General features: G+C 60.7%; 22 protein-coding genes and 1 tRNA gene. 8 read left to right on the top strand and 15 right to left on the bottom strand.

The genetic code is table 11. The features are described 5' to 3' along the window. Window positions 1-78 precede the first annotated feature (78 nt). Complete coding sequence (locus BW974_RS09265) at window positions 79-1788, top strand: YcaO-like family protein (RefSeq protein WP_076429848.1); 1710 nt, start codon at window positions 79-81, stop codon at window positions 1786-1788. Between the two features lie 141 nt (window positions 1789-1929). Then, window positions 1930-2100 (top strand): hypothetical protein, encoded by a 171-nt coding sequence (locus BW974_RS25540; protein WP_175609651.1) that lies wholly within the window; start codon window positions 1930-1932, stop codon window positions 2098-2100. Here BW974_RS25540 and BW974_RS09260 read toward each other — a convergent pair. The 3 genes from BW974_RS09260 to BW974_RS09250 all read right to left on the bottom strand — a co-directional run bounded on the left by BW974_RS09260 (window position 2097) and on the right by BW974_RS09250 (window position 4635). Beyond that, window positions 2097-3230: a DUF63 family protein gene (locus BW974_RS09260; RefSeq protein WP_076429847.1), complete on the bottom strand. Its 1134-nt coding sequence runs from the start codon at window positions 3228-3230 to the stop codon at window positions 2097-2099. The genes BW974_RS25540 and BW974_RS09260 overlap by 4 nt on opposite strands. 43 nt (window positions 3231-3273) lie before the next feature. Continuing rightward, a complete protein-coding gene (locus tag BW974_RS09255; RefSeq protein WP_076429846.1) occupies window positions 3274-3741 on the bottom strand; it encodes an Lrp/AsnC family transcriptional regulator in 468 nt (155 codons plus the stop codon). An 87-nt stretch (window positions 3742-3828) separates the two neighbouring features. Continuing rightward, window positions 3829-4635, bottom strand: a complete 807-nt coding sequence (locus tag BW974_RS09250; protein ID WP_076429845.1) for an inositol monophosphatase family protein — start codon at window positions 4633-4635, stop codon at window positions 3829-3831. Window positions 4636-4751: 116 nt separating this feature from the next. Here BW974_RS09250 and BW974_RS09245 point away from each other — a divergent pair. Next, a tRNA-Leu gene (locus BW974_RS09245) sits at window positions 4752-4836 on the top strand. 306 nt (window positions 4837-5142) lie between these two features. Here the strand turns inward: BW974_RS09245 and BW974_RS25535 are convergent. Further along, a complete protein-coding gene (locus tag BW974_RS25535) occupies window positions 5143-5310 on the bottom strand; it encodes a hypothetical protein (RefSeq protein WP_175609650.1) in 168 nt (55 codons plus the stop codon). A gap of 288 nt (window positions 5311-5598) precedes the next feature. On the opposite strand from BW974_RS25535, the gene BW974_RS09240 reads away from it, so the two are divergent. After that, window positions 5599-5964: a HesB/IscA family protein gene (locus BW974_RS09240; RefSeq protein WP_076429844.1), complete on the top strand. Its 366-nt coding sequence runs from the start codon at window positions 5599-5601 to the stop codon at window positions 5962-5964. Window positions 5965-6003: 39 nt separating this feature from the next. Here the strand turns inward: BW974_RS09240 and BW974_RS09235 are convergent, their stop codons facing one another. The 6 genes from BW974_RS09235 to BW974_RS26465 form a co-directional block, all read right to left on the bottom strand. Continuing rightward, window positions 6004-6204 carry a dodecin gene (locus BW974_RS09235; RefSeq protein WP_076429843.1) on the bottom strand — a complete coding sequence of 67 codons (201 nt, stop codon included), beginning with the start codon at window positions 6202-6204 and terminating at the stop codon, window positions 6004-6006. 86 nt (window positions 6205-6290) lie between these two features. Then, window positions 6291-6956, bottom strand: coding sequence for a DUF2238 domain-containing protein (locus BW974_RS09230; protein ID WP_076429842.1), 666 nt, complete (start codon window positions 6954-6956; stop codon window positions 6291-6293). Next, window positions 6953-7564, bottom strand: coding sequence for a hypothetical protein (locus tag BW974_RS09225; RefSeq protein ID WP_076429841.1), 612 nt, complete (start codon window positions 7562-7564; stop codon window positions 6953-6955). Before BW974_RS09225 ends, BW974_RS09230 begins: the two co-directional genes overlap by 4 nt. Before the next feature lie 33 nt (window positions 7565-7597). Continuing rightward, on the bottom strand, window positions 7598-8551 hold the full coding sequence (locus BW974_RS09220; protein WP_076429840.1) for a metal-dependent hydrolase: 954 nt from the start codon (window positions 8549-8551) through the stop codon (window positions 7598-7600). Between the two features lie 58 nt (window positions 8552-8609). Further along, window positions 8610-9179, bottom strand: a complete 570-nt coding sequence (locus BW974_RS09215) for a four-helix bundle copper-binding protein (RefSeq protein WP_245799979.1) — start codon at window positions 9177-9179, stop codon at window positions 8610-8612. Window positions 9180-9359: 180 nt separating this feature from the next. Next, window positions 9360-10025: a four-helix bundle copper-binding protein gene (locus BW974_RS26465; RefSeq protein WP_245799977.1), complete on the bottom strand. Its 666-nt coding sequence runs from the start codon at window positions 10023-10025 to the stop codon at window positions 9360-9362. Between the two features lie 192 nt (window positions 10026-10217). On the opposite strand from BW974_RS26465, the gene BW974_RS09205 reads away from it, so the two are divergent. Next, a complete protein-coding gene (locus tag BW974_RS09205; RefSeq protein ID WP_076429839.1) occupies window positions 10218-11402 on the top strand; it encodes a pyridoxal-phosphate-dependent aminotransferase family protein in 1185 nt (394 codons plus the stop codon). A gap of 4 nt (window positions 11403-11406) precedes the next feature. Here BW974_RS09205 and BW974_RS09200 read toward each other — a convergent pair whose 3' ends face one another. The 5 genes from BW974_RS09200 to BW974_RS09180 all read right to left on the bottom strand — a co-directional run bounded on the left by BW974_RS09200 (window position 11407) and on the right by BW974_RS09180 (window position 17262). Next, window positions 11407-11742: a HalOD1 output domain-containing protein gene (locus BW974_RS09200; protein WP_084186223.1), complete on the bottom strand. Its 336-nt coding sequence runs from the start codon at window positions 11740-11742 to the stop codon at window positions 11407-11409. Between the two features lie 61 nt (window positions 11743-11803). After that, on the bottom strand, window positions 11804-12457 hold the full coding sequence (locus BW974_RS09195; RefSeq protein ID WP_076429837.1) for a helix-turn-helix domain-containing protein: 654 nt from the start codon (window positions 12455-12457) through the stop codon (window positions 11804-11806). A gap of 80 nt (window positions 12458-12537) precedes the next feature. Then, window positions 12538-13806 carry a histidinol dehydrogenase gene (gene hisD, locus BW974_RS09190; protein ID WP_076429836.1) on the bottom strand — a complete coding sequence of 423 codons (1269 nt, stop codon included), beginning with the start codon at window positions 13804-13806 and terminating at the stop codon, window positions 12538-12540. Window positions 13807-14415: 609 nt separating this feature from the next. Further along, the gene (locus tag BW974_RS09185) at window positions 14416-15411 is read right to left on the bottom strand and encodes an extracellular catalytic domain type 1 short-chain-length polyhydroxyalkanoate depolymerase (protein ID WP_076429835.1); all 996 of its coding nucleotides are present in this window, start codon (window positions 15409-15411) and stop codon (window positions 14416-14418) included. A 480-nt stretch (window positions 15412-15891) separates the two neighbouring features. Next, window positions 15892-17262 carry an NAD(P)/FAD-dependent oxidoreductase gene (locus tag BW974_RS09180; protein WP_076429834.1) on the bottom strand — a complete coding sequence of 457 codons (1371 nt, stop codon included), beginning with the start codon at window positions 17260-17262 and terminating at the stop codon, window positions 15892-15894. 124 nt (window positions 17263-17386) lie between these two features. On the opposite strand from BW974_RS09180, the gene BW974_RS09175 reads away from it, so the two are divergent. From BW974_RS09175 to BW974_RS09165, 3 genes are all read left to right on the top strand, one after another. After that, window positions 17387-18166, top strand: a complete 780-nt coding sequence (locus BW974_RS09175; RefSeq protein ID WP_076429833.1) for an enoyl-CoA hydratase/isomerase family protein — start codon at window positions 17387-17389, stop codon at window positions 18164-18166. A gap of 72 nt (window positions 18167-18238) precedes the next feature. After that, on the top strand, window positions 18239-19441 hold the full coding sequence (locus BW974_RS09170) for an amidohydrolase (RefSeq protein ID WP_076429832.1): 1203 nt from the start codon (window positions 18239-18241) through the stop codon (window positions 19439-19441). A gap of 626 nt (window positions 19442-20067) precedes the next feature. Further along, window positions 20068-22716, top strand: coding sequence for an AAA domain-containing protein (locus BW974_RS09165; RefSeq protein WP_076429831.1), 2649 nt, complete (start codon window positions 20068-20070; stop codon window positions 22714-22716).

Genomic DNA, 22716 nt, shown 5'->3' with positions numbered 1-22716 from the left:
GCAAACTTTTCCATTTTTCACGGTCACCAGCGATAGCTATCCGTCGCGTTTTTGCCACCTCCCCGTCTCGTCCCGCGCATGAGCAACCTGCTGGGCGTCGTCGGAACCGGCCCCGCGGCCGACGCCGTAATCGCTGCGCTTTCCGATACGGATGGAACCGTTACCGAAATCGAGGCAGACGAAGTAGCGGACGTGGATTTCGCCGTGGTCGTCGGCGAAGTCGGGTCGAAACGATTTGCGCGTGCAAATCGTTCCGGAACGCCATGGCTCGCCGTCGAACTCGGTGGCGTCGGTGGCCACGCAGCTCCGGATGTCGAGGCCGCAGTGTCGGGCTTCGCGCCCGAAACTGCGTGTTTCGAGTGTCTTCGCGCGCGCGTCGCGGCAAACGCGGAGAATACTGACGAGACGGACCAAAAAATCGACACCTCGACGGCCCGATTCGCCGGAGCACTTGCCGGACGTGAAGCGGTGACGCTTCGCGCAGGGGGACAGTCCCCGGTTCTCGGTGGTGTCGTAGAGATTCCGCACGCAGAGCGCCGACTGCTTCCGGTGCCGAACTGTCCCGTGTGTGGCGAGAGCCGTAATCGAACCCTCGGTATCGACCACACCGAGCGAACGCTGGACGAGGCGGTTTCGCACGCCGAAATCGCGCTTGACGAGCGCGTCGGAATCGTCCAATCGCTCGGCGAGGTGTCCTCGTTTCCGGTGCCGTACTATCTGGCGAACAGCTGCGAGACGACGGGATTCAGCGACGCGCAGTGTGCGGAGCAATCAGCAGGTGTCGCGGGCGACTGGGACGAGGCGCTGATGAAGGCGTTGGGCGAGGGGATGGAACGCTACTGCGCGGGTATTTACCGCGAATCGGAGTTCGGCGTGGCTCGGCCGTCAGTTCTCGACGACACGATTTCGCCCGCGAAGTTCGTCCGCCCTGCTGGATGGGTGGAACCGGGGAACGACGAAATCGCGTGGGTTCCGGGGCGAGATTTGGAAACGGGCAACCCGGTTCATCTCCCAGCGGAGTTCGTTCATTTTCCGCCGCCCAACGAGCGATTCAAGCCAGCCATAACGACGGGGTTGGGGTTGGGCAACTCGACCACGGAGGCCCTACTGTCCGGGTTGTACGAGGTAGTCGAGCGCGATGCGACCATGCTCGCGTGGTACTCCTCGTTCGAACCGCTCGGTCTGCACGTCGAAGACGGGAAATTCGAGGAACTGACGAAGCGAGCACGCGCGGAGAATTTGGACGTCACTGCCCTGCTCGTGACCCAAGACGTGGATGTCCCTGTCGTCGCGGTAGCAGTGCATCGGAAAGATGAATGGCCGAAATTCGCGGTTGGGTCGGGTGCGAACCTCGACCCGGATTCCGCGGCGCGGTCTGCGCTCGCGGAGGCCCTCCAGAATTGGACGGAACTGAAACTGATGGGGCCGGAGGAAGCCGCGAATGCAGAGGGTTCGATTGCCCACTACGCGGAGTTCCCGAAACCGGTTCGGGAGTTCGTCGCGCCGGAAACGACGATTCCGAGCGACAGCGTCGGAAAGTCGGTACCCGCAGGAACCGACGAACTACAGGCTGTCGTTTCGCGGGCGAGCGAAGCCTTCGATGTCTATGGTGCTCGTCTCACGACACGAGACGTGGAATCGCTCGGCTTTGAGGCGGTACGTGTCCTCGCCCCCGAGGCACAACCGCTGTTTACCGGGGAGTCCTTTTTCGGCGAACGTGCTCGAACCGTGCCGGAGGAACTCGGATTCGATTCGAAACTCGACAGGGAGCCACATCCGTATCCGTAGTTCTCGCTTTCTCGGTGATTCGAACGAGTTGCGCTATGCTAGCGAAACACACAGGATTTATATTAGATGTGGTCGTAGCTATCGTAGTGGTGAACTATTAATCATGCATAAAACGTGTTACACGTCGGATTTGGTGATAGTATGACGACGGAGTTCGACCTGACCTGCGCGACGTGTGGTTCATCTTTGTCGAAAAAGAGCGTTTCAGTAGACCGACTGGGATTCCGCAACGTCGGGTCGGTCGATGTCGCGGCGTGTGGGAACTGCGGCGACCAGTACTTCCCGGAATCGACGCTCGAACGACTTCGTTAGATTCCGAACGCCGCCCGGAGCATGTCGCGCGTACCGGGACCCAGACCGACCGCCAGAATCGCAATGAGCAAGAGAATCGCGTAGCGCGGACTTTCTTCGAAGATCTGCTCGTCGAACACCCAGACGACGGCGACTGCCGCGACGATTTTCACGAGCAAAAACGGCCACGCGGTGCCGATAACTGACGTTATCGAACTCGGGAGGACTGACGACGTGATGTCCACGATTCCCTGATTGACCGGGTGTTTCGCGGTGTACTCGCCCGCAAGGCCGAGTTCCAGCGCCCAATCGAGGACGGCGACGTTGGCCACGCCGTCAACGGCGTGGCCCCAGATGACGACCGCGCCGATAGCCCCGGTTCCGGCGTTGATGCCGGGTTCGAATCGCTCGATTGCCATCCACGTAAGCGCGGTGACTACGGTTGCACCGACGAGGACGACGACGAGGATTTGCGGATAGAAGCCGACCGCTTCGGTCGTGACGGTGAGATAGAACAGGTAGCCAATCGTGGCTGCAAGTGCTAGTGTCCCGATTCCGGCAAGGGAGTACTCGTACCCGCCGAGGATTCCCCTGCGGGCCGCCGTGACGCTCACGACGACGGCGAGGAGCGTGATGGCGAAGACGGTGAAGTAGATTATCGGGCTGATGATGAGCGTGTTCCACGGGAACGGAATCGCACCGCCGCCGACCTGTTGGAGCGCGTTGTCGGCGTCTTCGACGACTCGGAGTGCCCCGCCGAACAGCATGAAGGGGAACAGGGCATAGAAGAGACTCTTGTCCCGTCCGATGCCGAGTCGTCGGAGGAGGAACACGAGTCCGACCAGTGCGATGATGAGCGTCACCGCGTAGCCGATTTCGGAGACGAGGGTGTAGCCGGGTTCTGCGACCGGTTCCGGAAGTGTGGCGCAGGTTCCGGCGTCGGAGACGAATCTCGTCGTTCCACCTTCACGAACTGCACACGGTGCGTTTTTGGCGTCGGCAACCACCGGCCCCCAGAAATAGTGCCAAATAAAGCCGTCGTACACCTGTTTCGGGAACGCGAGCGCACCACCGACCAGTGCGACGATGGCGGCGGCGACGGCACCCGCCCACGTTCGTTCGTTGTCGATTCCTTCGCTTGCGGTGTCCATATCGCACGAACCGGAGCGAGTGGGTTTTACAGTTCCGGTATCGTTACTCTTCGTTGTCGATATCGAGCGGCAGTTCTTCGCTTTCGAACGGCGACCCGAGGACGACCATCGTCTGGGAACGCGAAAACCCGTCCATCTGGGCGATTCTGTCGAACATCAGCTCGCGGAGGCTGTCTGCATTTTCCGCGTACACGCGCGCCATCACGTCCCACGACCCCGTCGTGAGATGCACTTCCTGAATCCCGTCGATGTTTTCGAGCTTTTTCAGAGTGTCTTTTTCTCGGCCTTGTTCGACGCGAAGGCCGATGAACGCGGAGATGCCGAGCGAGATTTCTTTCGGGTTTACGTTCGCGTGATAGCCCGTGATTACACCTGCTTCTTCCATCCGGTTGACTCGGTCGTGAACTGTCGCACTGGACATGTCGATTTGGCGGGCGATTTCGCTGAACGGAGTTCGTGCGTCGTTCTGGAGTGCTTTGAGAATCGCGCGGTCCGTATCATCCAGGTTCATATCGCTACCGAAATGCCCCAATGATAAATATCTGTACCACTCGCCGGAGTCCGGTTGCAGTATTCCGAACTGTGCGTGATTACCCTCCTACTTTCCCCAATGCGCTTCGGCCTCACGGGCCGCGGCCAGCACCTCGTCGTGTGCCTCGCCGTTGGACGCCACCAGCCCTCTGCTCTCGGTCGTCCACGGTTCGCCGTGAATGTCGGTCACCTGCCCGCCCGCCTGTCGAACCATGTGGACGCCCGCGACGGTGTCCCACGGATTCGGAACGACGTTCGTAACCGTTCCATCTAGTGCGCCGCTGGCGACCATCCCGAGGACGATTTGCGCACACCCGAATCGGCGCATGTCACCGAATCGTTCGAGGATTCCACGGACCGTCGCGGCGTACTCGTCCCGGCGGTCGAAATCCCACCAAATCGTCGGGCAGACCGTAAACGTCTCTGGGTCGGTGCGGTCACTGACGGTCACTCGTTCGCCGTTCAGATACGTCCCTTCCGAGTCGGCGGTGTAGACGTCCCCGAGCGCGGGGCAGACGTTTGCGGCAGCAATCGCCTCGCCGTCACGGACTGCGGCCACGCTAGTCGTCCAAATCGGAATCCCGCGGACGAAGTTGTTCGTGCCGTCGATTGGGTCGATTATCCACACGTCGCCCTCCGCCGGGACTTCTTTCAGTTCGTCGTCCTCCTCGCCGACGATTGCGTCGTCGGGGTATTCGTCGTGAATGACCTCGATAACCCGGCGTTGGCTCTGGCGGTCTGCCTCCGTCACCACGTCGGTTTTGTTCGATTTCGTCTCCACTGCGATGTTGTTCCGGAAACCTTCAGCGGCTATTTCACTTCCCGCGGTGGCGGCGCGTTCTGCGAGTTCGAGTCGCGCGTTCGCATCGGTCATGCTGTGAGAGGTGTGGTGCGATGGAAAAGGAGTGTCGTTTTCTGTGTGTCGGATTCGGCGCTCCGGGTTCAGATTCGGAACGTTTTAAGTCACCCAGCGTGGAGTAAAAACTGCGTGCGAGGGTAGCCAAGCTCGGCCAACGGCGGCGGACTCAAGATCCGCTCCTGTAGAGGTCCAAGGGTTCAAATCCCTTCCCTCGCACTCATAACAGAGTGCAGGAAGACCGCATCGGAGCGCTCTTCCCTCGCAAAAACCTCAAACGGGCCAATAAACAGGCTCTCGCAAAAACCTTCTGCGACGTGAACTAGTTCAGTAGAGAGTTCTCTGATGTGGAATTGGTGGCTTTGGAGGCACTGTTTGGTCTGATGGTTTTTCGAGAATGGTACGGCTTCATGATTTCGTGAGATTCACGCTAGCCCGTGGTTTTGTCGGGGTCGTGCTAGGTACTCACGACTCCAAATAACCGCCACATCACCACGACAGCCACACCCTCCCCAACCGATTCCCTTACTCGCTGTCGCTCGTTTCAGTCATCCCTCGCACGCTTTCGCTCGCCTTCTCGGAGGTACACTCCTCGACGGCTTGCCAGCGCGCGCCACAGAGCTTGATTACCCAGCCGAAAGGGTGCGCCAGCGCGTTCGGCGAGTGACGAACGATCGTGAGGCACGAGCCCAAACCCGCGCTGGCGGGGAGGAGTGGGGAGACTGCGGTGGCGGAGGCGGTTCCTGGTGGATGAAGGGCGAGCGACCGGAGGGAGTGAGGGCTTCGTTTGGAGTCGGGAATAGCAGACAGATACAGAGAATAATCTCATTCGCAGAAGCGAGCGCTTCGTTTGGAGTTGAGGGTAGCTGGCGACAATGCGAATCCAAAACCATCAGATAGCATCCAAACTTCTCCACACTAGTTCCCTCAAAACTCCTTGCTAGGCGAACGTTAATGAGGCCGGAACGACAAACACCATCTATGAGCACTGACGCCGCGCAAAGTGGGGAGACGCCGCAAATCGAGGTGACCGAAACTGCCGCCGAACAGGCCCTTAACTTGCTGGATAGCGAGGGCTTAGACCCCGGAGTCGCCGGACTGCGCCTGTTCGTCCAACAGGGTGGCTGTGCCGGACTCTCCTACGGCATGCGATTCGACGACGAACCGGAATCCGACGACACGGTCTTCACGCACCACGACCTGCGCGTGTTCGTTGACCCTGCGAGCATGAACTACATCGAGGGAAGCGTCGTAGACTACGAAACCGGCTTGCAGGGCGCTGGCTTCCACGTCGATAATCCGAACGTCGTCTCCGAATGCGGCTGTGGCGAAAGCTTCCGGACGTAGTCAGCTTACGGAAAATAACTCGCTTCTCGCGGCGTCCGATTACTCTTCTAGCTCGAATGCGACCGTCACTTCGGCTTGGTACTGCCGACCTTCGACCGAGGCGATTTCGACGCCGAGATGGTCTACTTCCACCCATTTGACGTTGTCGAGCGTCTCTTCGGCTCGGTCGATGGCGTCGTCCGCGGCGGCGTCGAAACTCTCGTCACTGGTTCCGATGAGGGTGATTTTCTTGAATACCATAGCGTCCTCCCATTTTCCGCCGCAGGTAAAAGTCGCATTGGCCGTTTACCGGTATGTTTGTTCGTTCCACTCCGACACTCATTTCCTCAGTCGTCCCGCCGCCCGTACTCCGTGCCGCGCATCTGGCCGTCGAGTCGGTCGGTCAGCGCGCCGACCACGTCGGAGAGGTACGCGGTGCCCCAAATCGCGGTGATGAGACCGCCGACGGTGTCGAACATGAGGTCGAGCATCGTGTCTTCCAGTCCGTACTGGGTCAACACCGTTTTTCCGCCAAAAACGACCGCCAGTCCGCTGACGCCGAACTCGATGACCTCCCAGATGACGCCGAAGGCGACCACGAACATGAGGATGAACACGAACATGAATCGCGGCGGGAGATAGACATCGTCGTAGTGGGCGTCCAGCGCCCGAACTGTCGCGTAACCGACCGCGGCGACGATTGAGGCGGAGAGGAGGTGTGTAAGGTGGTCCCACCACCAGACGTTCTGGTACGGGCCGAGGGTGCCAACAGCATGGAGAAAAACGGCGGTCGTAATCCACAGCGTCAGTCCGGCGTCCATCGGAATCTGATAGTCGCGTTCGAGAACTGCCGGGATGAGTGTGATGGCGAACGCTATCCCTGCATTGACCATGATTCCGAGGTTGCCCCTGTCCAGTCCGACGAAGAAGATGCCGACGAGGCTCAACTCCATCACGCGGGTCAACTGTCGCTGTCGTCGGGGCGAAATCCCGAGTTGTTCGCGAATCTTCATCGTATTTGCTCCTGAACGTCGTTCGGCAGTCGCGTCCGAGGCGGTGCGACCCGCCGAAAGTACAGTTCGAAGACGATGCCTGCGACGACGCCGATAGCCGTCGCGTAGACGAAGTCCCACATCAGCAGGTGTTCGCTCTCGATGAATGCGGTGCCGAGGTAGATGTCGGAGAGCCATTCGATGACCGCCCAGACGCCCGCCGTCGCAATCGTGGCGATGACGACGAAGAGGACGGCGAACCAGTGTGTCATCCGAACCGGCGTGAAAACGTGCAGTTCGACGGCGACGATGAGCGCGAGTGCGGCCACCGAGAGGTACGTCGCCACCCGTGTCGTGAGCGCGAGCGTTGCGAGCGTGCGCCCGAGGACGGGAAGCGCGGCGAGAAGCAGCACTTCCCACGGAAGCATCGCATCGGCGTTTCGGTAGGAAAGCGGGGGAATTACCGCCACCACGAAGACGAATCCGGCGAAAATAGCCCACAGGAAATCCGCCTGAAGCAGACTCGCTACCACGACGACGAGCAGAAATCCGACCAAAGTCCACGCCAGTCCGGCGTTGACCCGCTCGTTCTCCACGAGCGCGCCCAACCGACCGATTCGCTGTGCCATATCGACCGATAGGGCTGCCGTTGGTAAGAAAGGTTAGGCCGTGATGTAGGCACCTGCGTAGGCCAGTACCGCGACCGTAACCGCGGCCATGCCGGTGCAGAGCCACGCCCGAGGGTCGCGCTCGACACGGAACGAACGCAGTGGATACAGTTTCGGGCCGACGCCAACGGCCCCGACCGCGAGCACCGAGAAGACGAAGTGGTACGAAACGTCGAGCGTCGGTGCCGGAAGGAACAGCGCGGTGAGTGCGTAGCCTGCGCCGAGCGTTGCTCGCCCGTGAACGTGACCGAGGAGGCGCTTCTCGTGGTCGCGGTGGCCGTCGCGCAAGCGGAAGTACGCGAAAACGGCGAGCCACGCGGCCGCCAGTTCCACGCCGAAGATCGCGAGCAGGTTCAGCGTCGGGTCGGGAGGATACAGGGCGACCCGGTTGTGAAGCAGGACGGTGTCGAAGGGGTAGAGGAACTGCGGCGGTTCGCCCGTGAACACGTCGCCGAAGGGGTGGGACAGCAGGCCGAACGCCGCCGCGAGGAGTAGCTCTCGGGGTTGGAGGTCGGTGCGAGCATCCACGGCGAGTGCGAGTGCTGTTCCCGCCAGTACGAAGACGAGCATGACGCCTCCACCGAGGACGCCGCTTTCCGCGAAGCTAATCCAGACGAGCGCCGAGAGAATCACTGCGCCAACCGCTCTTTTATCCCTTCTTCCAGTGAGCAGGACGAAACCGGGGGCCGCGACGAGCGCGACGACGAGCGAATGTGTCACCGCCCTGTGGACGAGTTGTGAACTCCCCCAAAACGCGTTGGTCATCGACCACACACCGCCGAATCCGGCCTGCGCGAGTCCGACCAGCGCGTAGGCCATGTCTACGTCGGGAATCGTGGCGAACGCGCCCGCGACCACGCCGAACGTGAGCGCGCGCTCTGCGGGCCAGTATCGGTTGGCGACGAGTGCCGCCAGCGCGAAGGCTAGCAGAGCGTGGCCGACCATCATGGGAGTTCCTCTTCGCATTCTGTGACTATAAACTTCTCTCCGAAAACGGACGGGTCGCCTATCGGCCCAATCCTTCCCGCTGAACCGCGGAAATCCCGCGAGAAAGCGATGTCAGTGCGCGTTCGAGAACGTGTGCTGTATCCTGAACTGGCGGGTCGGGATGCTGACGCAGTTCGGCGAGCGACTGCTCGAACACCCGTTGCATCATCTCACCGATGTCGATGTGACGATAGGGGTTGCGCGACATCAACTGAATTCCCAGATGTGCGATGTCCGCAACGTCGCGGCAGATTCGCGCGCATTCGCCCAGTTGCGGCCCGCGTTCTGCGCACCAGTCCGAACACCACTCCGCGGTCGTTTCGAGCTTCTGGAAATCGTCGAGAACCAGTTCGACTTCGCTCGTCAGGTGGTCTTCGAACTTCTCTTTGCCGCCGATTGGTGCGGTAGGTTGTTGGGCCGTCTGTTTGCCGACAGCACTCGGTTCGTCTTCCATCTGCTGCGGTTGCCCGGTTTGCATCTCGTTTGTTTGCCCTCCCGTCGAACCTGCCTGCCCTCGCGTTCCGCGCGACCCCATCCGCGTTTCGCTCACCTGTCGATACCCGCCGCGCTGACTGTGCTGTTGTGCCATGGTGGTTCCCCGGACAGGGTACCGCCGAGACGAAAATAAGACGATGTGACCGTTTCGGCCGGTTCGCCGCCGAAACCGTCGATTCGAGGCAGTAACGAACGGCACTCCGGAACGAACCCGCTGCTATCGTCGGTGTCGGCAATCGTCCTGCACGAATGGCACGCAAAAAAGAGTGCGACCTTAGAATTGCGACTGCTGGACGGGCGACTGCTGCATCGGCGATTGCTGTTGAGTAGACGACTCTTGTCCGCTCTGAAGCCCGTCGAGCAGTCGGTAGGTCGAATCGACGGCTCGGGAAAGCACTGTTGCACACTCCTGACAGTGCGCGTGCGGGTGCTGTCTGCACTCGTCGGCGCATTCCTCGGCGGCGCGCGCGAACACTTCCGCGACTTCCGGCCCGAAGACCGAATCGCGGGAGATGAGCTTCGCGTTCAGCGTCCCGAGGTCTGCAACGTCGCGGCAGAGTCGGATGCAGTTTGCCATCTGTGGCCCTTCGTCGATGCACTGGTCGGCACACCAGTCACACACCTTCGCGGCCTTCTCGAAGTCTTCGAGCGCGATTCGCATCTCGCCCGGCAGTTGGTCTTCGAACTGGCCAACCTGTTGTGTCGTTTGTTGGCCTTGCTGGGTCATTCCCTGTTGACCCATGCCTTGCTGACCGATTCCCTGTTGGCCCTGCTGACCACCGGGAATCTGGCTCTGTTGTTGTGGTTGGCCATACTGCTGTCCTTGCATCTGGCGCTGCTGTTGTGGTTGGCCGTGTCGTTGTGTCTGCGGTTGACCGTACTGCTGACTCTGGCCGTGCTGCTGTCCGTGTGAACCCTGCATGTGTCTCTGTTGTGCCATTGTTTTCCTCCGCCCAGCAACGTGCTGGGGTGTCCCGGCATACACGGATAGCCCGAATAAACTGCGGCGACTGTTTCTACCGTTCGGAAACCGTTCGACCGGAGAAACGCCGCGTTGCCCGATTCAACGAGACGTTGGACGCGGGGTGCCGGGAAGGCGGGGTTTTTGGTACCTCGCGTGATACTGTGGCGCATGGAAAAGCCCACCGTAGGCGAGTTGACACCACCAGACAGGACGCTGATGGGCCCCGGCCCGAGCGAAGTGCATCCCCGCGTGCTCAGGGCGATGAGCACGCCGTTGGTCGGTCATTTAGATCCGTCGTTTATCGAGGTGATGAACGACGTGCAAGACCTGCTCCGATACACCTTCCGAACCGACAATAAGTGGACGATTCCGGTGTCCGGAACAGGGTCGGCTTCGATGGAGGCCGCGATAGGCAACGTGGTCGAACCCGGCGACACCATGTTGGTTCCGACGAACGGCTATTTTGGCGGGCGGATGGAATCGATGGCGAAGCGCGCAGGTAGCGAGGTCGTCCACGTCGATGCGCCGTGGGGTGAACCCCTCGACCCGGAAGATGTCCAAGCCGCGTTCGAAGAACACGACCCGGACGTGTTCGGCTTCGTTCACGCCGAAACGAGTACGGGCGTTGTTCAACCCGACGTTTCTGAACTCACAGCCATCGCGCACGACCACGATGCGCTCGTGATTGCCGACTGCGTCACCTCCCTCGGCGGCGTCGAACTCCGTGTTGATGAATGGGGCATCGACGTGGCCTACTCCGGCCCGCAGAAATGCCTCTCCTGTCCACCGGGTGCGAGTCCGCTGACGCTCAACGACCGTGCGATGGACAAAGTTCTGTCGCGCGAGGAACCCGCCCGGTCGTGGTATCTCGACCTTAGCTTACTCGAAGGCTACTGGGGCGACGAACGCGCCTACCACCACACCGCGCCGATTACGAACGTCTACGCGCTCCGCGAAGCTCTCCGCCTCGTTGCCGAGGAAGGCATCGAAGCGCGATGGGAACGCCACCGAGAGATGGCTGGCGCGCTCAAGGCGGGCGTCGAGGCGATGGGAATCGAGATGAACGCGCCGGACGACTACTGGTTGCCGAGTCTCAACGCGGTTCGCGTCCCTTCGGGCGTCACGGACACTGACGTGACCGACTACCTGCTGGAGCAGTACGACCTCGAAATCGCGACTGGACTCGGGGATTTGGACGGCGAAATCTTCCGCATCGGTTGTATGGGCTACTCCGCCCGTCCCGAGACGGTGTCCTATCTGGTCAGCGCGCTCGGCGATGCCTTGGAAAAACAGGGTGCCGACGTGGACGTGGAGGCCGGATTATCCGCGACGAGCAGCGCGCTCGGGAAGTAAACTCTCAGTAGTTGCGAGACGAGGGCGGACGAACCAGTATTTCGCCCGAACTTTTCACCGTCACCTCGTGGCCGCTGTAATCGAACGTCACGCTTCCGTCACTGCCCGAGCCGTCCTCGATAGAGCCGACAAGTGCGTCGAGCGCGTCGGGATTGATGGCGTCGTACAACGGTTCGAGGGCATCCAAGTCACCATCGCCAGTTGCAGTTGGAATGATTTTTCGATTGGAAACCGCAGAAACAGCAGATAGAACCGCCTCAGTCGGTGTTTCGTTCGGCTGGCGCTGGTACGAGAACTGTTCTGTGCCGCCGTCTTCCAGTGCTGTTGCCTTTGGGGACATCTGATGCATCCGAGCCTAGCGGGGGAGCTGAAGTATCGCCTTTCGTTGGCTACTCAACGCTTTAAGTGTCCGGGGACGAGACGAGGGTGTGACGGAGGAGGTTCGTCAGCCCTCGCCGCAGGAGCGTCGAAACGGCTTGGTCGGAAATGTCGAACTCCGCGGCGATTTCTCGAAGCGTGATTTGTCGCGGTACCTCGAAAAACCCTTCTTCGACGGCGTACAACAGGATTTCTCGCTGTCGCTCGGAGATGCCGTAAGACGCTTCGCCGGGGTCGTCCGCGCGATAGATTCGTTTGAGTTGGAGCGAAACGTCGCGTTCTTCCAATCGGCTCTGTAACGAGAACAGCACGTCCCGGTTGGGAATCCGGGCGCTGATGTGCGTTCCATCGTCCGTGGCCCGCACTTCGAGAAACGTGATACCGTGTTCTACTGCGATTGGATAGACGAGGGAGGTTTCACCTTCCTCCGACAGCGCCACGCGATACAGTCGCCGCCCGCTGCTTTCGGCGAGAATCTCGAACGCTTCGACAGTCGGGTCGTTCGGTAGTTTTCTGTCGATGGTGTCGAAGTCGTCGCAGTCCACCCAGCAGACGAGGGCCGGTGCCTTTCCCGACCGGAGTTGCAAATCCTCTATATCGACGACCAACCCGGTGACGGCACGGCGCGTCTCCGCCAAAATCGGCGTGGAGAGGTCGAACTCTGCTATGACGTTCATCGCTCGAACGTTTCCGAAGGACGGACTGAAACAATAAAACACTACCCCGAAACGAGTATTTCCGTCTCTGTCTCCTTCTCCTACTCGAACCGCTTGCGCACGCTTTCCGCGTGCGCTTCCAACCCTTCCGCCTCCGCGAGGGTCGTAATCGTTTCCGAAATCGAATCGAGGGCATCCTCGTCCAATCGCTGAACAGTGGTCGAGCGGAGGAAGGTATCGACCGACAGCCCACCCGTGATTTTCGCCAGACCGGTCGTCGGTAGAACGTGATTCGTCCCTGAGGCGTAATCGCCCGCCGCGACCGGGGTGTACGAACCCAAGAAAACGCTTCCCGCGCTGTCGATGCGGTTCAAAAGCTCCTCGTCGTTTTCGGCCTGAATCGAGAGGTGTTCTGCGGCGTACTCCTCCGCGAACAGCAGACCCTCGCTCATCGACCGGGCGACGAACACGCCGCTGTCGTCGTTTTCGAGCGCGACCCGAATCACGTCCTCTCGCTCGCGTTCGCTCGCCTGTCGGTCGATTTCCTCGATGATTTCCTCGGCAAAGTCGGCGTCGTCGGTCACCGTGACCACCGGGGAGTTTTCGTCGTGCTCCGCCTGCGCGACCATGTCGCTGGCGACGTGTTTCGGACTTGCCGACGCGTCCGCGAGGACGAACAGTTCGCTCGGCCCGGCGAGGAAGTCGATTGCCACGTCGCCCTGCACCTCCGCTTTCGCCGCCGTGACCCAGCGATTGCCGGGGCCGACGATTTTCTGCACGCGGTCAACCTGCTCGGTTCCGTAAGCCATCGCGCCGATAGCCTGCGCTCCGCCGACGCGGTACACCTTGTCCGCGCCCGCGGCGTGAATCGCGGCCAGCGTGATGGGGTTCTGCGGTTCCCCCGGCGGCGTGGCCACGGCGACCTGCTCCACTCCGGCGACTTTCGCGGGGATGACACCCATCAGCGCGCTGGAGGGGTACGCCGCGGTGCCGCCCGGTGCGTACACGCCGACGCGCTCGATGGGGCGGAATCGGCGGCCGAGTTCGCGCCCGTCGAAGTCCTCGCGCCAGTCTTCTGGCATCTGGGCTTCGTGGAACTCGCGGATGTTTTCCGCGGCGTCTTCGATGGCCTCGCGCACGTCCGCGTCGATTTCCTCGTAGGCGCGTTCGGCGTCGTCCGTGATGTCGATGTTGCCGACTTCTACGTCGTCGAACTCGCGGCAGAACTCTCGAACCGCCACGTCGCCCTCGGTACGCACTCGGCCGATGATGTCGCGCACGTCGCTCCGGACGCTCTCGATTCCGGCGTCCCGGTCGAACAGCGCGCGGCGCTCGTCCGGCCCGAGGTCTGCGATTTCCTGCGTGTTCATGGCGTGGTGTTGGTGGGGGTGTAAAAAACGATTTGCGCTCTTGGACTAGGATCGTTTTTCGAGCTGTGGGGGCGCTGGCGAAATTCATCATCGGCTATTGGGATAGTTGGTGTGCTAGCTGTTGTTGACGACAAATACCGCGTGACTGGGGATTGTACGGAAAGAAAGCAAGTCACGACAACAAATACCGCAACCGCCACCGCACCGTCCCACGAACCTCCCCAACCGATTTCTTCCCTCGTTTCACTCGGTCAGTCATCCACCATCAGAGGCAAGCTCTGATGAGCCATTCGCTCGCTCCTCCGTCGCTCACGAAGACCTCGCACGCTGTCAGCACGAATCTCCGGACGTGAAGTCCTCCGGCTCGTTCCAGCGCGCGCCACAAGGCAAATTCGGGAGTTCGAAATCTTCACAAACCATCATGGCGCGTGCGCCAGCAGGCCCGAGGCGCTTGCCGCCGAGGGCCTGCGTGGGTTCGCGCGAGGGATGAGTGAGCGAATCGGTTGGGGAGGAATGTGGGCGGTGGCGGTTTCAGTGGAGTCGTGATTTGTTCCCGACTCTCCACCTCTCACTGTCGTATTGCTGATTTCGTTGTAGCTTCCCCGACTATTACCACTCACTCCTCGTGTGTTGGCTGAAGAAGTTCCACATCCGACGATTCGCGTCCGGGCCGCCCGGCGCGGTGTACTCCCCACCTGCGGTTCCGCCCGACCACGCATGGCCCATGCCGTCCACTTCCCAGTACTCCACCAGATTCGTGCCTGAGTCGTCGTGATACTCCGAAACCGTGTAGCTGAACGAGTCGGATTGTCCGTTCGTCACCGAATCCGGGGTCGTATCGACGTTGTCGTCGTTCGCGCCGTCTTCCGCGAGGTCGTTGGTCTGAATCGCCTGAACCGTCGCTTGGTCGCCGTTTATCGGCACGACTGTGCCATCCGCGGTTCCGTGGAAGACGATGGTCGGGAGCAAACTCGTAATCCCGTAGTATTCCATCGCGTCGTAGGCGTCGATACCCTTCGCGTAGGGGTCTGGCCCGCCGTACTCCATCGCCGCCGTCGCCCCGGTCACGGTGTCCGCGGCGTCGTATTCCAGTGCGGAGTGGATGCCGCCCGCCGCGTAGATGTCGGCGTACTCGGCAAGCAAGTTCGGAACCATCGCCCCGCCCGCCGACAGTCCGGCGACGTACACCCGTTCTGCATCGAGACTGTGCGCGTCTGTCGTTTCTTGTGTCATCCCGGCGATGACCGCGGCCTCACCGTTTCCGCGGACGGTGTTCGCGTCGTAGAACCAGTTCCAGCACTGTTCGCTGTTTCGGGCATTGTACTGGTCGGGGTAGATGACGACGAAGCCCTCTTCGTCCGCGACTTCGTTCATACCCGTTTCCACGCGGAACTGGTCTGCGTCTTGGGTACAACCGTGGAGCATCACCACGAGGGGTGACCCTGCCCCCGCCGAATCGGGAACGTACTTCCAGTAGTCGAACCCGCTGTAGTAGTGATTCGTGTACGAGCCTTCTGCCGTGGCCGTGCTTGCGCTTCCAAGGATGCCCGCGGTGGCAACCGTTCCACCGACCGACCGGATGAGTGTTCGTCTGTCGAGTTTCATGATATGGCGTATCGTACCAATGTTTTTGGGTAAAATCTAACAATGGGTTAATATGTAAATATCAGTCGGCTCGAATCGAGAAGCGTTTCGCTATCGAGTTGTAGAATGTCGCCCGGAACACTAACTTCCAGCCTCATCCCGAGGCGGCGTGCCGCGTCGGCTGGCAAACCCTCGTGCCGGGCGGGTGGACGAACCACCAAGCACCGAGACGCAGTTACCATCTCGGCAGGCGAGTTTGAGAACTGCCACGTTCGAGCCGGTTCCACCGGATCAAAGGGTGATTTCAGAGCAATCACCACGCTCACTGAACTGTCGCGCACCCGGGTTCTCCGCTCGGTCATCGCTCCCGAAGTGGGACTGCTCCGGCGGGGACTGAGGTACGCAAAGAATAGGTTAGCGTCGAACCCGATAAGGGCTTTCGGGTTATCTCCTACTAGACACTGTCATAAATGCGATAAAATCGCAGTTTCTCGTCCGAATTTAGATGGTGTACTCCGATTCCTTCAACTGGACGTAGCCGCCGTTGCGATAGCGATATTTGGTTTTCTTGTACTTGGCGGCGACTTTAGCGGCCTTAACACCCGACCCGAACTTCGACCGGAGAAGTCCCTTTCCTTCCGATTTGAGCAGACTGTCCGCCATCGAAAACGTGTCGTCCCAATCGTCCGGGCCGTAGTCCGCGACGATATCCGCGAAGGAGACGTTCCGGAGGATTTCGTCGCCGATTGCGGCCTTCCATTCGTCGTTGTACGATTCGAGCGAATCGGTCGCGGCGAGTTCTCCGGCGATTTTGCCGGTTCGAACCGCAACGTGGTAGCCGCCTTCGTGGAACGCGCTGGTGGTACCCATCGCGCCGCCAGCGACGGCGATTCCGGCTTTGACCGGCGATTCGATTGGTTTGGTCGAGGAAATCGGGTAGGTTTCGGTGCCGCCGGATTTCCCGCGGTCTTCGACCAGCGGGAAATCCGTCTCGATGTCGTACTCGTCGCCGTACTCGTGTTCGAGGAGTCTGCGGATGTACTCCCCGGCGCGGGGCAGGCTCTCGTCGTCCTCGTTCAGCAGGACGTAGGATTCTGGATTGTCGATGTTGTCGATGTTCATCCCGATTGGCATCGTGAGGCCGACGCGTGCCACCGTGCCGTCGTTCGGGAACACCCACGGATACGCCGTCTCGCCGGGAATGTAGCCCCACCAGAATTTCAGCGCCGAGCGTTCGAACAGTTCTTCGGGAATCTCCCGATACTCCTGATAGGCGATGTGGTTCGCCGTCGGCGGGCTGAGGTGGTCGCTCACCGAGCGCCCCTCGGGCATGAACTGGTCGAGCGCGGAGAGCGTGATTCGGCGCTGTGGGCCGTCGGCGAGAATCAGATATTTTGCGGCAATGTCCTCGCCGTCGGCCAGTCGGAGGGTATGGCGGTACTCGGCGTCGAGGTCGGTTTCGGCGCGCTTGACGCCGACGCCGACGCGGTACCCTGCCCCGGCGTCCTCCGCGCGCTCTCTCAGCCAGTCGTCCATCCACGTGCGGTTGAAGGTGAATCCCATCTTGGGGTACGAGGCTTCGATTCCCGTTCTGCGGAGAACCGCGTTCTCGTTCGGGCCGAGAAACTCCACCCTGTCGAGTTCCTGTAGGATGATGTGGTCGGGAATCTCCCGATAGTCTTCGTCCATGATGTCCACCCAGTAGTCCAACATTCCGGCGGCATCGGTGGAATCTGGGCCGAGGAACTCTCGGTCAGCGCGGGGGACGCCCTGTTCCAAGACGACGGCGCTCGCACCGTGCGTCGCGGCTTGCTCCCCTGCCGACATCCCGGCGGGACCGCCGCCCACGACAGAAACGTCAAATCGCTCCATACGGCTACCGTACTCAACATGGGGTACTAAATTCTTGACCTTTTGTCCGGCGAATGGATTTTCGTTAAGTTGTGATACGATTTCATCAGGTACGGTTTTCACGATTCCCCACACAGAAAACGGTATGATGGAGTTCGAATATCTCGATGTCGAGCGCGTCGGCGACATTGCCCGCGTGACCATGAACCGCCCCGAAACGCACAACGCGATGAACCGCGAGATGGCGAACGAACTGCGAACTGTTACGATGGCTCTACACGACGACGATTCGCGCTGTATCGTCCTCACGGGAACCGACGGCGTGTTCAACACGGGTGCCGACCTGTCGGTGCTGTCGGGGAATTCGGACGACGCGCGCATCCTCCGAAAAATCGCGTCGAGCCTGCATCGCTCCATCGAAAATCTGGTTCGCGCGCCGAAACCGGTCGTTACGGGCATAAACGGCGTTTCTGCTGGCGGTGGGTTCGGACTCGCGCTTTCCGGCGACATCGTCCTGCTCGCGGAGGAATCCCGACTGGAGTTCGCGTACCCGAAAGTCGGCCTGACGGGAGACGGCGGTTCGACGTACTTCCTCCCGCACCTCGTCGGCCTGCGCCGGGCGAAGGAAATCGCCCTGCTTGACGAACCGATTGCTCCCGAGGAGGCCGTGGATACAGGACTCGCAACGGAAGTCGCGGACGACTTCGACGCTAGACTCGCCGAACTCGCGGAATCTCTCGCGGACGGGCCGACTCGCGCCTACGGCACGACGAAACGCCTGTTCAACCGCGGACTGGGCCGCGACCTGTCGGCGCAGATGGCGAGCGAAACCGACAGCATCGCCCGGATGACCGAAACTGACGATTACGAACGCGGACTGGCGGCGTTCTTCGAGAAGGAGACGCCGGAGTTCGAAGGGCGATAGAATCGGATAGCGAACGAACACGATGTATTTCGAACCGAAACACTGATTTCCCCGCTTCCGTAGGATTGTGCAATGCAGGCAATTGTCAATGGAGAGGTTCGCACGGTTTCCGAAGCAGGCACTATCGAAAACGGAACCGTGCTGTTCGAGGACGGCAAAATCGTCGCGGTCGGCGCGGATGCGGACGTTGACGTACCCGATGACGCCGAAGTCATCGACGCTGGCGGAAAGCCGGTCACGCCGGGACTCGTGGAAGCCCACAGCCACGCCGGGATGGGCGAGTGGGGCGAACCGGAAGACGGCGACGTGAACGAACTCACCGACCCGGTGACGCCGCACGTCAACGCGCTCGACGGCTTCCACCCGCGCGACGAGGAACTGCAACACGCCTATCAGGGCGGCGTGACGACTGTCAGCGCGCGCATGGGAAGCGCGAACGTCGTCGGCGGAATCATCTGCTCGATGAAAACCTACGGCGACCTCGCCGACGAGATGCTGATTCAGGAGGACGGCATGAAAGCCGCGATGGGTGAAAATCCGAAGCGCGTCCACGGCGACCAGAACGGGCGCGAACCCACCACGCGGCCCGGAATCGCCGCCACCCTCCGACAGGCGCTCATGGACGCCGAAGGTTACGTTTCCCGGCGCGAGAAAGCCGAGGAAGAGGGCGACCCCTTCGACCGAGATTTGGGGCTCGAAAACCTCGCCCGCGTTGTTGAAGGTGACCTCCCGCTTCGCGTCCACGCCCACCGCGCGGACGACATTGCGACAGTCTTTCGTATTGCTGATGAGTTCGGCATCTCTGACCTCTCCATCGAACATGCAACCGAGGGCCACGTCCTCGCCGACGAGTTCGTAAAACGCGACGTGCCAGCCATCGTCGGCCCTTCTCTCTATTCGGGCGCGAAATACGAACTCTCGAACATTACGTTCGAAACCGCTGGAATCCTCCACGAGGCGGGCGTGAAAGTCGCCATCCAGACCGACGCGCCGGTACTCCCGCAGGAGCATCTGGACGTCTGTGTCGGCTTGGCGATTCGAGAAGGTCTTCCAGAGGAAGTTGCTTTGGAAACCGTGACGCGCAACCCCGCCGAAATTTTGGGAATCGAAAGTCGTGTTGGAACGCTTGAAGAGGGTACTGATGCTGACGTTGTCGTGTGGGACGGCGAACCCTTCGAGATTACGTCGGATGCCGAGCACGTTTTCGTCGATGGCCAGCATGCGTACGATTCGGAGCGCGACGACCGCGACCCGCGTGACGAATACGCGTGGTGAAATCTCGGCGGAGAGAGTTTCGGAACTAGTTCTGTTTTACATCGGATTGGTGGATTCAAAGAGAGGTATTCTCCGAGTATGTTCTCGCCGGTGTTTGTTCACGAAAGGCGAAGAGGAAGTCTCGACTTCACTGAAAACCGCCACCGCACAGCGACAGCCACACGCCTCCCCAACCGATTCCTTCGTCACTGCGTTCCTCAGTCATCCCTCACGCGGCTTCAGTGCAGAGCCTCGGACGTGAAGTCCTCGGCTCTACACCAGCGCGCGCCACGACGCAAATACGGTGTTCTCGAAACTATCAATACCACAGTGGCGCGTGCGTCAGCAGACCCGAGGCGTTCACCGCCGAGGGTCTGCTAATTTCCGCGCGAGGGATGAGTATCGCAGGGAGTGAAACGACCGAGAAACGCAGTCGGTTGGGGAGGCGTGTGGTCGTCGCTGTGCGGAGGCGGTTCCATTGGAGTCGGGAATAGCTAGCAACATCGTGCAAACCTCTGTAACCAACTGACCACTATCTGAACCAACAATGAGACGAACAACTGGCGACCCAGTCCCACCACAAAACGACACCCCAACTCTTCGCAGCAATCGATAGAATTTTTCGGTGAGACACTATACAAAACCTCGTGAATATACGGGGGACTGTCGCCGAGTTGGGCGAGGTGCGAACCGTGACCACCAGGTACGGCGAGCGCGAACTCGCGGAAATACTCGTTAAACCGGACGACGACGCACCGAAGACGGTGACGCTGTGGGGCAAGTGGACGGAGAGCGCGGAACTCCTCGAAGAAGGAATGGAACTGCTGGTGACGGACGTAGAGGAGTCCGAGTACGACGGGGAGACGACATACGCGACGAGCAAGGAATCCTACGTCGTGGTCGAACCGGGATTTCTGGTGAACGTGACTGACGTTCGCTCGTGGGTGCAGTGCCCCCGGATGTACTACCTGAACAAACTGTCCGGAATCCCACTCAACTATCCGGTCATCAAGGGAACCATCGTTCACGAGGTGTTCGGCGACCTGCTCAGGGGGCGCGAGTTGGACGACTCGATAGGTGAACGAGTGGAAGAGGCAGGACTGGAACTCGGCCTGCTTGGCCGCGAAACCGAAGAGGTTGCCGGCGAAGTGCGCCAGAACGCCGCCGCAATCGAGGGCTGGTTGGAACAGGGCGTGCTTGACGACACGGACGACTGGCGAAGCGAATACACGCTCATCAGCGAGCGATTCGGCATCAAAGGACGCTGTGACGCCTTGCGGCGCGGAATGCCCGTCGAGTTGAAGACAGGTAAAAACACGAACCGTGACCCACGGTTTCAGGACAAGATTCAGGCTGCCTGCTACGCCCTGCTCCTGCAAGAGCGCGGTGTTCCGGCGGATACGGGAACCCTGCTGTATACGAAAAATTCCGCGCTGGACAGAACCGAGGAGTCGGGTGACCTCTCGCCCGCGAAGGAGTTCTCGATTGCGAAGGGACTCCTCGAATTCGTCGTTCGAACACGCAACGAAATCGCGGCCATGGAGTTCGACATGGGCGTTCCGACGGGCTACGAAGCGAACGCGAAATGCCAGTACTGCTTCGAGAAGGACACCTGCATGGTCGTCTCGGGGCGACTCGGGCAGGAGTCGAAGGCCGGGCAAATTGGCACGCCGATTCCGGAACACGAACGCGAGTACTTCGACCGAAAATACCGCGAAATCGAGGAGGAACGACGAGCGACGCACGCGGAGTACGCCAAGTTGTGGAAACAGACCGCGGAGGAGCGCGCGGACGACGACCGCGCGCTCATCGACTTGGAACCCGCAGGGCAAACCCAAATCGAGGGTGGGCGCTGGGAACTCCGCGCGAAGAAGACGGACGATTCGGTTTCGAAAATTCGGGAGGGCGACGTGGTGTTAGCAAGCGATGGCCACCCAGTAGACGGCCACGGGGAACTGGCGCGAGTGAAGCGGTTAGGAGACGAAATCGTCGTCACGACCGACGAACCAGTCGAACTACGCCGACTGGACGTGTACCCCTCCGAACTGTCCGCGGATAGGATGCTCACCGCGCTTCACGACTGTCTGCTGAAGGGCGACCCGCGACGGAAAGCCGTCCTGTTCGGGGAGCAGGAACCCGAATTTGCGGAGCAAAGCGAAGCCTACATCCAGAACAACGAATCGCAGAACGCGGCGGTCAATTTGGCGGTCAACGCCGAGGACTGCGCGCTCATCCACGGGCCGCCCGGAACCGGGAAAACCTACACCATCGCGAGAACGATTCGGGCGTTGGTCGAGGATGGCAACCGCGTTTTACTCTCGGCGTTCACGAACCGCGCGGTGGACAACGCGCTCGAAGCCTTGCGCGAACAGGGGTTCGAGGATGTAATCCGCGTCGGTACGGAAAATGGGGTCCGCGAGGACATGCAGGACATTAGGTTGGAGTACGGCGGCGACCCCGGAACGCGCGCCGCGGAACTCAAACAGGCGAGCGTCGTCGCCGCGACGACTGCCACCTGTGGCTCGCGTATCATGCGCGAACAGGCGTTCGACGTGGCACTGGTGGACGAAGCCTCACAGTTGACCGAACCGGCGACGCTCGCGGCAATCAACCTCGCGGAGGGGTTCGTTCTAGTCGGTGACCATCACCAACTTCCGCCTGTCGTCAGGGCTGAGAACGACCTCTCCGAATCGCTGTTCGAGCGACTCGTAGAACAGTATCCCGACGCATCGGTCATGCTCGAACGCCAGTATCGGATGGCCCAGCAGATTCAGGCCTTTTCGTCGCAGGAGTTCTACGACGGGGTGCTTCGACCCGCAAACGGCGAGGTCGCTGGCCAGCGACTCGCCGACCTTCCGGGTGTTTCTGCCGAATCGCTCCCTGCGCAGTTGCAGGGGTGGGTGACCTTCGTCGAACCCGATGGACGAGCAGTCGGCAACACGAATCCGGAGGAGGCAGAGCGCGTGAAAGAACTCGTCTCTCGATTCGTGGGTGCGGGTGTTCAGCGGGAGGACATCGGCGTCATCGCCCCGTTCCGGGCACAGGTCGCGGAAATCTCGCGCCGGGTTCCGGATTTGGTCGCGGTCGATACGGTGGACAGGTTCCAAGGGTCGAGCAAGGAGGTCATCATCGTTTCCTTCGTCGCGACGGGCGATTTGGACAGTCCGATTTTCGACGATTATCGCCGGGTGAACGTCGCGCTCACGCGAGCGAAAAAGGCCCTCGTCCTCGTCGGCGACGAAACCGCCCTGCGTTCGTCCCCGTTGTACGACCGAATGGTGGATTGGGCGACGTGA

It is taken from the genome of Haladaptatus litoreus (genome assembly GCF_900156425.1).
GTDB classification, from domain to species: Archaea; Halobacteriota; Halobacteria; order Halobacteriales; family Haladaptataceae; genus Haladaptatus; species Haladaptatus litoreus.
Note: the sequence above shows the minus strand (reverse complement) of the source record. Positions and strands in the feature narration are given on the sequence as shown.